The following is a 10,290-nucleotide window of genomic DNA, read 5'->3' as shown; positions in this document are numbered from 1 at the left end:
AGGGCCCGCACGCCGTGGCCGTCGGAGTCGCCGGTCAGCACGCCGGCCAACCCGATGGCGTTGAACCGGTCGGTGGGGTTGGCGGTGGTGGAGTTGAGCCTGATCCGCGGGTTTCCCGGAGACGCGAACCTCTTGATCAACAGGCGCCGGGGGTGTGGTGGGCGCGGTTGCGAAGGGCGCGGAGGCGGTGCAGGACGTCGGTTCCTCCCGGCCGAAGTGGTCGTGCAGGGCGCGGTACTCGGCGTAGAGGTCGTCGTAGGGCGGCGGCGCGGCCGGGTCGGGGCGCCAGGTCTCGCGGTGCCGCGCGCCCATCGCCGCCGAGGCCGCCTCCACGTCCGGGTACGCCCCGGCCGCCACCGCCGCGTGGATCGCCGCGCCGAGGGCGGCCGGGTGCGCGGCGTCCAGCACGTGCAGCGGCCGGCGCAGCACGTCGGCGTAGATCCGCAGCAGCAGCCGGTTGGCGGTCAGCCCACCGGCCGCGGTCAACTCGTCCACCGGCACCCCGGCCGCGGTGAACGCCTCGACGACCGTCCGCGCGCCGAACGCGGTGGCCTCCAGCAGCGCCCGCCAGATCTCCTCCGGCCGGGTGGCCAGGGTCAGCCCGACCAGCACGCCGCTCAGCTCGTGGTCCATCAGCACCGAGCGGTTCCCGCTGTGCCAGTCCAGCGCCAGCAGCCCGTGCCCGCCCACCGGCTGGTCGCGGCGCGGGCGTCCAGCAGCTCGTACGGCGAGACCCCGCGCCGCCGCGCCTCGTCCGCGTACGACCCGGGCAGGGCCCGCTCGACGTACCAGGCGAAGATGTCACCCACGCCGCTCTGCCCAGCCTCGTAGCCCCAGCCGCGGGCGGTGACCCCGCCCTCGACGACGCCGCACACCCCGGGCACCTCGTGACAGGCGTCCGAATTCATGATCAGGCAGGTGGAGGTGCCGAGGACGGCGAGCATCCGGCCCGGCTCGACCGACCGGGCCGCGGCGGCGGTGACGTGCGCGTCGATGGCGCCGGCCGCGACCGCGACGCCGGCCGGCAGGCCCGTCCATCCGGACGCCTCGGCAGTCAGCGCGCCGGCCCGGGCACCGGACTCCACCAGCGGCCCGTCGACCTTTGGCAGCAGGTCGGGCAGCTCGGGGTGGAGCGCGGCGAGGAAGTCGGGGGCCGGGTAGCGGCCGTCCTGGCGTAGTCCCTTGAAGCCGGCGGCGGAGACGTTGCGGGTCGGGCGGCCGCAGAGCTGCCAGACCAGCCAGTCGGCCGTCTCGATCCAGCGCTCCGCGCGGCGGAACACCGCCGGGTCGTCCTCCAGCACCTCCAGCGCCTTGGCGAGCTGCCACTCGGCGGAGACCCGGCCGCCGTAGCGGGCCAGCCAGGGTTCGCCGCGCTCGGCGGCGAGGGCGTTGATCCGATCGGCCTGCCGTTGCGCGGCGTGGTGCTTCCAGAGCTTCGGCCAGGCGTGCGGCCGGTCGCGCAGCTCGGGCAGCTCGGCGAGCGGGGTGCCGTCGGCCATGGTGGGCAGCACCGTGCAGGAGGTGGCGTCCAGCCCGATGCCGATCACCTCGGCCGGGTCGACGCCGGCCGCGCGGACGGCGGCGGGCACGGCGGTCCGCAGCACCTCGCGGTGGTCTTCCGGGTCCTGCAGCGCCCAGTCCGGCGGCAGCGCCGGTCCGTCCGGCAGCCGGTCGGCGAGCACCCCGCGCCGGTACGCGTGCACCGCGCTGCCCCGCTCGGCGCCGTCGGCCACGTCGACCACCACGGCCCGGCCGGAGAGCGTGCCGAAGTCCACGCCGACGACGTAGCGGCCCACTGTTGCCTCCTCCCGCCACCGCCGACCAGCGGCGGTGGTGGGAGAAGACGCTAACCGGTCAGGCCAGCGGGCGCTTCAGGTGGTAGCGGTGCACCTCGGTGCTGCCCTGGACGTTGTTGACGTCCTCGGCGGCGGAGACCAGCTCCCAGCCCTCCCGGCCGGCCCGGTTGAGGTGCGCGATCGCGGTGTCGCCGTACGCGGTGATGTCGGTGCGTGAGCCGTCGGGCCCGTACCAGACGAATGAGACGTGGAAATTGCGGCCCTGCCCCTGATAGCGACGGACAAGCAACGCGTACTCCCAGGCAACCATCGGTCCATTATCTACGGTGCGAAGCGGACGTCCGAGCACGGGTGGTGGTGGAACGGCGACAGCACGCGGTCAGCTTCCGGGTGCGAGCACGGCCGGCTGGTCGACGGCCAGCTCGGCCCGGGTGGGTGGATCCGCACCCCGCCGGGCACAGGTGCGGGCGGCGACATGGGCCGCCTCCGCCAGGACGGCGCCGAGCGTGTCCCGGCCGACGCCGCCGAGCGCCGGACGCCGCGGGGCGCCGAGCAGGTCCCGCTCGCTCAGCGCGGCCAGTAGCCCGGCCGTGAACGCGTCGCCCGCGCCGACGGTGTCCACCACCCGCACCGGCCGGGCCTCCACCCGTACCGTGCCGCGCCGGGTGGCCGCCCAGGCCCCGCCGTCGCCGAGGGTGACCACCACGAGCACGGCCCCCAGCTTCAGCCACGCCCGCCCCACCTCCTGGTAGCCGCGGCCCGGGTGGAGCCAGGCCAGGTCCTCCAGGCTGACCTTGACGACGTCGCTGACCGCCACCAGCTGCTCGACCCGGTGCCGGGCCGCGGTCCGGTCGCCCATCAGGTCGGGCCGGCAGTTCGGGTCGTAGCTGATCATCGTGGTCGCCCGCCGGGCCCGGACCAGCGCCAGCACGTCGCCGGCGCCCGGCTCGAGAACCGTGGCGAGCGAGCCGGTGTGCAGGCAGTCGCTCCGTGACCCGACACCGGTCAGGAATTCCGGAAAGGACCGCCAGGCGATGTCGAAGTCGTACCGGGCCTGCCCGTCCGCGCCCACCCGGGTCCGGGCCACGCTGGTGCGCGGCAGGTCCGGCACCGACGCCGGATCCAGCCGTACGCCGCTGCCGGCCAGGTGGGCGCGGAGCAGCCGCCCGTGCGCGTCGGCACCGAGCTGGGTGAGCAGGGTGGTGGGCTGACCGAGGCGGGCGAGCGCCACGGCGACGTTCGCCGGGCTGCCTCCCGGGTGGGCGACCGCCTCCCCGGACGGGTCCTCGATCAGATCCACCAGGCTCTCGCCGACAACCGTGATCACAGTCTTCCTCTCCCGGGCCTGGATCGCCCGGTCACGTCCGCGGCGGGCTTCAGCCCGCCGTCCGGCCCGGGGTCTCCTCGAGGGTGGTCGCGCCGGTCATGATGGCCACCGCCTCCGGCATGGTGTGCGACGCCGGCGTGACCACGCCCGCGCAGCGGCCCAGCCGCTGGATGTGGATACGGTCGGCGACCTCGAACACGTGCGGCATGTTGTGGCTGATGAGGATGACCGGCAGCCCCCGCGACCGGACCTCCTCGATCATCCGGAGCACCTGGTTGGACTCCTTGACGCCGAGCGCCGCAGTGGGCTCGTCGAGCACGATCACCTTGCTGCCGAAGGCGGCGGCCCGGGCCACCGACACGGCCTGACGCTGTCCGCCGGAGAGCGTCTCGACGCCTGCGCCACGTTCTGCAGGGTGCCGATGCCCAGGTCGGCGAGGGCCTGCGCGGCCTCCCGGCGCATCCCCTTCTGGTCGAGCATCCGGAACACCGAACCGAGCACGCCGCGGCGGCGCTTCTCCCGGCCGAGGAAGAGGTTGCTCGCGATGTCCAGCGCCGGTGCCACGGCCAACGTCTGGTAGACGGTCTCGATGCCGGCGTCCCGGGCGTCCTGCGGCCGCTTGAACTGGGCCGGCTTCCCCTCCAGGAACAGTTCCCCGGCATCCGGCGCCAGCGCGCCGGTCAGGCACTTGATCAGCGTGGACTTCCCCGCGCCGTTGTCCCCGATGACGGCGAGCACCTCGCCCGGGTACAGGTCGAGGTCCACCCCGTCGAGCCCGACGACCTTGCCGAACGTCTTGACCAGGCCGCGGGCCGACAGCACCGGTGAGCGTTGCCCGCTGTCCGCCGCGCCGGAGCGGCCGGCGGGGGTGTGCGTGGTGGTGGCGGTCATGACCTCACCTTCCTGATCCACTGGTCCACGGCCACGGCGAGGATCACCAGCAGGCCGACGGCGAGTACCCGGTACTGGTCGTCGACCCCGGCGAGCGAGAGGCCACTGCGGAAGAAGCCGACGATCAGCGCGCCGAGCAGGGTGCCGAGCACCGCGCCGCGGCCACCGAAGAGGCTGGTCCCACCGATGACGACGGCGGTGATGCTCTCCAGGTTGGCGTCGGTGATCGCGTTCGGGCTGGCCGCGCCGGCCCGGCCGATCAGGATCCAGGCGGTGATGCCGTAGATGGCGCCGGCGACGACGTATACGCTCAGCAGCACCCGGTCGACCCGGATGCCGGCGAGCCGGGCGGCCTCCTTGTCGTCGCCGACCGCGTAGACGTGTCGGCCCCAGGCGGTCTTGGCCAGGGCGAAGCCCACCGCGAGGTAGAGCAGGACGACGGCGACCACGCCCACGGTGATCCGGAACCGGCCCACCGGGAAGGACTCGCCGGTCCAGCTGAGCACCGCCGGCAGGTCGGTGGCCTGGACGCTCTGGCCCTCGGAGTAGAGGAGCCCGAGGGCGGTGAAGACGCTGAGCGTGCCGAGGGTGACGATGAACGGCGGCAGCTTCAGCCGGGTCACCAGCGCGCCGTTGAGCGCGCCCGCCGCGGCGCCGACCGCGATGGCCAGCGCGATGGCGAGCGCGCCCGGTAGCCCCTGCCCCTCGGCCAGCTTGGCCGCGAGCATCATGGCCAGGATGGCGACGGCGCCGACCGACAGGTCGATGCCGGCGGTCAGGATGATCAGGGTCTGCCCCACGGCGAGCGCGCCGATGACCGCCACCTGCTGCAGGACGAGCGAGAGCGAGTTCGGCGAGGCGAAGCGCGGGTTGAGGGTGGAGAAGACGACGAACGAGATGACCAGCACGAGGAACGGGCTGATCGCGGGGTGCGCGTGCAGCAGGTGCTGGACGCGTTGCAGTGGCGAGTGCCGGCGCAGGGCGAACTGCTGCGCCGCGGTGGTCGGTGGTGTCGTGGTGGTCACGGCGGGCTCCCTGCCGAGGTCGGCGGTGGCGGACGATCTGCCCGGTCGAGGGCCGGAGCGGTGGCTGTCCCGGGCCCTCGACCGTGGCGGTGGTGGTTCAGCCCCAGCAGCGCTGGGCGCCGTCGGCGCTGGTGATGCTCTCGACCCCGGTGGCGGCCTTGTCGGTGACCAGGGAGACGCCGGTGTCGAAGAAGTCGAGGCCCTCGGAGACCTTGGGCTTCTCCCCGTCGTTCGCGATCTTCTTGATCGCCTGTACGCCCAGTTCGGCCATCTTCAGCGGGTACTGCTGCGAGGTGGCGCCGATGACGCCGTCCTTGACCTGCCGTACGCCGTCGCACCCGCCGTCGACGGAGACGACCAGGACGCCCTGGGTCTTGCCCGCCGCCTGCAGTGCCTTGTGCGCGCCGACCGCGGCCGGCTCGTTGATGGTGTAGACGACGTTGATGTCGGGGTTCTTGGTCAGGCAGTTCTCCATCGCCGTCCGGCCGCCGTCCTCGGCGCCGTTGGTCGGCTCGTTGCAGGCGATCGTGTAGCTGCCGCCGGAGTAGCTGCCGGTCTTCGCCTCGTCGCCGTTCTTCTTCTGGTCGGCGGTGTCGATGCCCATGCCGGTCAGGAACCCCTGGTCGCGGTTGTAGTCGACGGAGACGACCTTGTCGTTGAACAGGTCCAGCAGGGCGATGGTCGCCGGCTTGCCGGCGAGCTGGGTCGCCGTCCACTTGCCGATCAGCTCACCGGCCTTGAAGTTGTCGGTGGCGAAGGTGATGTCCACGGTGTTCGCCGGGTCGGGCGGGGTGTCCAGCGCGATGACGTAGAGCCCGGCGTCCCGGGCCTTCTTGATCGCGGGGTTCACGCCGGGGCCGTTCGGGGTGATCAGGATGCCCGCGTCGCCGCGGGCGATCGCGTCCTCGATGGCCTGCACCTGGCCGGCCTCGTCGCCGTCCTCCTTGCCTGCGGCGACGGTCAGCTTCACGCCCTCCGCCTCGGCGGCCTTCTTCGCGCCCTGCTGCATGGTCACGAAGAACGGGTTCGTGGAGTTCTTGGTGATCAGCGAGACGGCCACGCTCTTGTCACCGTCTCCGGAGCCGCCGCCCGAGCTGTCGCCGCACCCGCTGACGACCATGCCGGTCGCCGCTGCGGCGGCGACCAGCAGGGCCGCGCGGCGGCGGCCGATGCGCTGGATCATGTGTTCTCCCTCAAAGACTCCCCGGCCGGACCGGGACCGCACTGACAACGATGTCAGGGCAGTTTCGGGTCAGCGCCGGAGAGATGTCAATGGCTTCGCCCGTGCTTTCTCATAACCAGGACGAAACCCGTAGGCAACTCTTGACATCGATGTCAGGCACGCGCACGATTCGCCCCACGGTCGGCGCCCGGGACCCGGACCGGGCGACGAGAAGTCCCCGATGGACGGAGGATGTGGATGAGGATCCGCCGATGGCTGGCCGCCTGCGCGGCCGCGACTCTCCTGGCGCCGGCGCCGCGCCCGGCGCGCACGCGGCGCCGAACCCAACCAGGGACGAGCCCCACCGACCACAGCTCCACTTCAGCCCCGAGCGGAACTGGATGAACGATCCGAACGGCCTGGTGTGGTACCAGGGCGAGTGGCACCTGTTCTTCCAGTACAACCCCGAGGGCGCGCAGTGGGGCAACATGTCGTGGGGACACGCGGTCAGCCGCGACCTGCTGCACTGGACCGAACTGCCGGTCGCCATCCCCTACTCGGCCGACGAGCACATCTTCTCCGGGTCCGTCGTCGTCGACGAGCGGAACACCGCCGGCTTCGGCCGCCCTGGCGCGCCGGCCATGGTCGCCGTCTACACCAGCTCATATCCGGCCACCGGCAGCCAGGCGCAGTCGCTGGCGTACAGCACCGACCGCGGGCGCACCTGGACGAAGTACGCCGGAAACCCGGTGCTGGACCTGGGCTCCCGGGAGTTCCGCGACCCGAAGGTCTTCTGGGACACCAAAGCCGGCCGGTGGACCATGGCGGTCGTGCTGGCCACCGAGCACAAGGTGAGCTTCTACGGCTCCCCCGACCTGCGGACCTGGACCCACCTGAGCGACTTCGGGCCGGCCAACGCCGTCGGCGGCGTCTGGGAGGTGCCAGACCTGTTCGAACTGCCGGTCGACGGCGATCCGCGGCACACCAGGTGGGTGCTGGTGGTCAACCTGAACCCCGGCGCGGTCGCCGGCGGATCGGGCGCGCAGTACTTCATCGGCGACTGGGACGGCACCCGCTTCACCGCCGACAACATCGTCACCGGCGACCCGGAGCCGCCCGCCGGGACGCTCTTCGCCGACTTCGAACACGACTACGCCGGCTGGACGGTGGAGAACGACCCGGCCCTGGGGCCCGGGCCCTTCGGCACCGGCCCGTACCCCGGCACCGTGCCCGGACAGCAGCAGGTCAGCGGGTTCCGGGGGCGATCCCTGGTCAACAGCTTCCTCGGCTTCGACGCACCCACGGGACGGATGGTCTCCCCCGACTTCACGGTCGGCCGGGACTACCTGAACCTGCTCGTCGGCGGGGGCGCCCATCCGCACCTGCCCGGCACGACGACCGCCTTCGTACCGGCCGACGCCGAGCCGGTGATCGACTTCGAGTTCCCCGACGGCCGGACGTACGAGCAGGCGGGGTGGACGGCGACCGGCGGGCTGCGCGACCGCGCGCCGGTGGCGGGCCCCGCCCGGTCGGAGCGCGGCCACGTCGGCGACAAGCTGCTCACCACCTTCTTCGAGGCCGACTCGACCACGGGCACCCTCACCTCGCCCGGCTTCACCATCGACCGCAACCACCTGAGCCTGCTCGTCGGCGCCGGCGGCCACCTGAACGACGGCACCGGCGACACGGCGGTCGAGCTGCTCGTGGACGGCCGGGTGGTGCGCACGGCCACCGGCAACTTCTCCGGCTTCATGAACTGGCGCAGCTGGGACGTGACCGAGTTCCGCGGTCGCACCGCCCAGCTGCGGATCGTCGACGAGAACACCGGCGGGTGGGGACACCTGCTGGTCGACCACCTCGTCGCCACCGACGAACCGGTGCTGCCCCGGTCCGTGGAGACCGCGGTCAACCTCGTCGTGGACGGCCAGGTCGTCCGGACCGCCACCGGGAAGGACAGCGAACGCCTGGACTGGGTGGGCTGGGACGTCCGCGAGTTCGCCGGCCGGCGGGCCCACCTGGAGATCAACGACTTCAACTCCGGCGGCTGGGGCCACCTCCTCGTCGACCACGTCATGTTCGCCGATCGGCCGGCGGCCAGCGAGCTGGAACGCTACGACTGGCTCGACCACGGCAAGGACTACTACGCGGCGGTCACCTACAACGACGCCCCCGGCGGACAGCGCGTCGCGATCGGCTGGATGAACAACTGGCAGTACGCCGGCAGCGTGCCGACCGCACCGTGGCGCGGCGCGATGGCCCTGCCCCGGGAGCTCGCGCTGAAGACCGTCGACGGCGCGGTGCGCCTCGTCCAGCAGCCGACCGCGCAGCTCACCGCCCTCCGCGGCGGCGGCGAGGTGTTCACCCTGCGCGACGCCACCGTACGGCCCGGAGTGCTCGATCTGCCCCCGGCGGCGGACGGCGCCGTGCTGGAGATCCGGGCGGAGTTCGAACTCCGCGACGCCGACCGCTTCGGCCTCCAGGTACGCGGCGGCGACGACGAACGGACGGTGGTCGGGTACGACGCCGGGGCGCGCCGCCTCTACGTCGACCGGACGCGCTCCGGGCAGGTGGAGGTCGGTCCGCTCTTCCCCGGCGTGCACTCCGGCCCGCTGTCCGTGGACGGCGACCGGGTGCGGATGACGGTGTACGTGGACCGCTCGTCGGTGGAGGTGTTCGGCGGGGCGGGACAGACCACCATCACCGATCAGATCTTCCCCGCGCCGACCAGCGACCGGACGCGCCTGTTCGCCGAGGGCGGCGACGTGGTGGTGCGCTCGCTCACCATCCGGCCGCTGCGGTCGGTGTGGCGATAACCTGACCGTCGATCACCATGTCGGGGGCCACGGCGTACGCCGTGGTCCCCGACCGCCACCGCAGCACCCCGCCCGGTAGGAGCGCCCATGCACGCTGCCGCCCCCGCTACGTCGACCGGCGCCAAGGCCCGGCCCACGCTCCGGGACGTCGCACTGCTCGCCGGCGTCAGCCCGAAGACCGTCTCCCGGGTGGTCAACGGCGAGGCGGGCGTCTCCGCCCCGAAGACCGCCGCCGTGCAGCGGGCGATCGCCCAGCTCGACTACCGGCCCAACTTCACCGCGAGCAGCCTGCGCCGGTCCAGCGGCCGCAGCGCGGCCATCGCCGCGGTCCTGGAGGACCTGGCGAACCCCTTCTCGGCCGCCCTGCACCGCGCCCTGGAGGACGCCGCGCGGGATCGGGGCGTGCTCATCTTCGCCGGCAGCGTGGACGAGAACCCGGAACGGGAACGGGACCTCATCCACGCCTTCACCATGCGGCAGGCCGACGCCCTGGTCGTCGTGCCGGCCAGCGACGACCAGAGCTACCTGGCCGGCGAGGTCAACGCCGGCACCCCGGTGGTCTTCGTCGACCGGCCGCCGGTCGGCCTGCCGGTCGACGCCGTGCTCGCCGACAACCACGACGGCGCCGCGTCGGCCGTCCACCACCTCGTCGCGCACGGCCACCGGGACATCGCCTACCTCGGCGACCTGCAGACGATCCCCACCGCTCGCCAGCGGTTCCAGGGTTTCCGGGAGGCCCTCACCGATCACGGCATCCGACCGTCCGCCGCCCCCGCCGTGCACGACCTGCACACCGAGCGGGAATCGGAGGCGGCGGTACGCCGGCTGCTGTCCGCCGGGTCCCCGCCCACCGCGCTGTTCACCTCGCAGAACCTCGTCACCATCGGGGCCATCCGGGCCCTCCAGCAGCTCGGCCGGCAGCACGAGGTGGCCCTCGTGGGCTTCGACGACTTCCCCCTCGCCGACCTGCTCCAGCCGGCCGTCACGGTGGTCGCACAGGACCCGTCCGAGATGGGCCGGGTCGCCGCGTCGCTGATCTTCCGGCGCTTGGACGGCGAGCAGTGGCGACCGCGGACGCATCTGGTGGCGACCCGGTTGATCCCCCGCGGCTCCGGCGAGATCAGGGGACCGCACCGCGGCTGATGAGCGCACCGGTCGCCCCGGCGGCGCCGAGCTCAGCCTCCGGTCGTCGTGCGCAGGTGCCGGGCGGCGGCCGGGTCGGCGCAGCCGGTCCAGGGTGAGCGCGTCGCGCAGCTCGGCGGCGAGCAGCGCCAGG

At 73.1% G+C, this 10,290-nt stretch carries 8 protein-coding genes and 1 pseudogene; 2 read left to right on the top strand and 7 right to left on the bottom strand.

What is annotated here, in order from left to right; translation table 11 throughout:
- From JNW87_RS40870 to JNW87_RS28175, 7 genes and pseudogenes are all read right to left on the bottom strand, one after another.
- On the bottom strand, nucleotides 1–690 hold a 690-nt coding region (locus JNW87_RS40870; protein ID WP_309234091.1), incomplete at its 3' end, for an FGGY-family carbohydrate kinase.
- Nucleotides 633–1,796, bottom strand: coding sequence for a ribulokinase (locus JNW87_RS28200; protein WP_309234089.1), 1,164 nt, complete (start codon nucleotides 1,794–1,796; stop codon nucleotides 633–635). The genes JNW87_RS40870 and JNW87_RS28200, both read right to left, overlap by 58 nt.
- A gap of 58 nt (nucleotides 1,797–1,854) precedes the next feature.
- A complete protein-coding gene (locus JNW87_RS28195; protein ID WP_109802644.1) occupies nucleotides 1,855–2,106 on the bottom strand; it encodes a hypothetical protein in 252 nt (83 codons plus the stop codon).
- 69 nt (nucleotides 2,107–2,175) lie between these two features.
- Nucleotides 2,176–3,123 (bottom strand): carbohydrate kinase, encoded by a 948-nt coding sequence (locus JNW87_RS28190; protein ID WP_109802645.1) that lies wholly within the window; start codon nucleotides 3,121–3,123, stop codon nucleotides 2,176–2,178.
- 49 nt (nucleotides 3,124–3,172) lie between these two features.
- Nucleotides 3,173–4,014: pseudogene (locus JNW87_RS28185) on the bottom strand (ATP-binding cassette domain-containing protein).
- Nucleotides 4,011–5,039, bottom strand: coding sequence for an ABC transporter permease (locus JNW87_RS28180; protein WP_109802646.1), 1,029 nt, complete (start codon nucleotides 5,037–5,039; stop codon nucleotides 4,011–4,013). The pseudogene JNW87_RS28185 and the gene JNW87_RS28180 overlap by 4 nt, the downstream one beginning before the upstream one ends.
- 97 nt (nucleotides 5,040–5,136) lie before the next feature.
- Complete coding sequence (locus tag JNW87_RS28175) at nucleotides 5,137–6,222, bottom strand: substrate-binding domain-containing protein (RefSeq protein ID WP_109802647.1); 1,086 nt, start codon at nucleotides 6,220–6,222, stop codon at nucleotides 5,137–5,139.
- Between the two features lie 251 nt (nucleotides 6,223–6,473).
- Here JNW87_RS28175 and JNW87_RS28170 point away from each other — a divergent pair, with 251 nt between their 5' ends.
- On the top strand, nucleotides 6,474–9,014 hold the full coding sequence (locus JNW87_RS28170; RefSeq protein WP_238454697.1) for a GH32 C-terminal domain-containing protein: 2,541 nt from the start codon (nucleotides 6,474–6,476) through the stop codon (nucleotides 9,012–9,014).
- Between the two features lie 87 nt (nucleotides 9,015–9,101).
- A complete protein-coding gene (locus tag JNW87_RS28165; RefSeq protein WP_109802649.1) occupies nucleotides 9,102–10,157 on the top strand; it encodes a LacI family DNA-binding transcriptional regulator in 1,056 nt (351 codons plus the stop codon).
- The last annotated feature ends 133 nt before the right edge of the window (nucleotides 10,158–10,290 follow it).

The organism is Micromonospora sp. ATA51 (assembly GCF_016802855.1).
Lineage (GTDB): Bacteria > Actinomycetota > Actinomycetes > Mycobacteriales > Micromonosporaceae > Micromonospora > Micromonospora sicca.
The sequence above is the reverse complement of the archived record's forward strand: the minus strand, read 5'-3'. Positions and strand labels throughout refer to the sequence as shown.

Coding starts and splice junctions, on each gene's coding strand:
- JNW87_RS28195 (WP_109802644.1), bottom strand. CDS start 2,106: ATGGTTGCCTGGGAGTACGCGTTGCTTGTCCGTCGCTATCAGGGGCAG.
- JNW87_RS28175 (WP_109802647.1), bottom strand. CDS start 6,222: ATGATCCAGCGCATCGGCCGCCGCCGCGCGGCCCTGCTGGTCGCCGCC.
- JNW87_RS28165 (WP_109802649.1), top strand. CDS start 9,102: ATGCACGCTGCCGCCCCCGCTACGTCGACCGGCGCCAAGGCCCGGCCC.
- JNW87_RS28170 (WP_238454697.1), top strand. CDS start 6,474: ATGGCTGGCCGCCTGCGCGGCCGCGACTCTCCTGGCGCCGGCGCCGCG.